This is a genomic window from Streptomyces morookaense, assembly GCF_013030945.1.
Lineage (GTDB): Bacteria > Actinomycetota > Actinomycetes > Streptomycetales > Streptomycetaceae > Streptomyces > Streptomyces morookaensis.
On sequence record NZ_JABBXF010000174.1, the window covers coordinates 1 to 607 of the forward strand.

A 607-nucleotide genomic window follows, 5' to 3' on the forward strand; every position below is an offset into this window, starting at 1 on the left:
GGAGTGGCCCGCCAGGACGTCGGGCCGGATGCCCCACGACTCCAGCAGGCGGTGGACCGCGACCTCGACGGCGAACAGCGCGGGCTGGGTGTAGACCGTGCGGTTCAGCTCGTCGGCGTCCTCGCCGAAGACCACGTCCCGCAGCGGCCGGTCGAGGTGCCGGTCGAGGTGGGCGCACACCTGGTCGTACGCCTCCGCGAAGACCGGGAACGCCTCGTACAGTTCGCGGCCCATGCCCAAGCGCTGCGAGCCCTGGCCGGAGAAGAGGAAGCCGGTCTGGCCGGCGTCGGCGCGGCCGAGCACGAGGCCGGGGGCGGGGGTTCCGGCCACCAGGGCCTGCAGGCCGCGGACGAGCCGGTCGCGGTCGCCGCCGGTCACGGCGGCGCGGTGTTCGAGCCCGGCCCGGGTGGTGGCCAGCGAGAGGCCGATGTCGGCGGGCGACAGGTCGTCCGTCTGCGCGGCGAGGGACAGCAGGCGCTCGGCCTGGTCCCGCAGGGCCGCCTCGGACTTGCCCGACAGCACCCACGGGACGGTCGCCGAGTCGATCTCGGCCGGGGCGACGGCGGCCGGTTCGGCCGCCGGGGCCTGCTCGATGATGGTGTGGGCG

The 607-nt window shown here is 75.9% G+C and carries 1 protein-coding gene; it reads right to left on the reverse strand.

Annotated features, from left to right (window positions below; all coding sequences use genetic code 11):
• A partial coding sequence (locus tag HG542_RS33940; protein WP_171088254.1) for an acyltransferase domain-containing protein occupies positions 1-607 on the reverse strand: 607 nt, incomplete at both ends.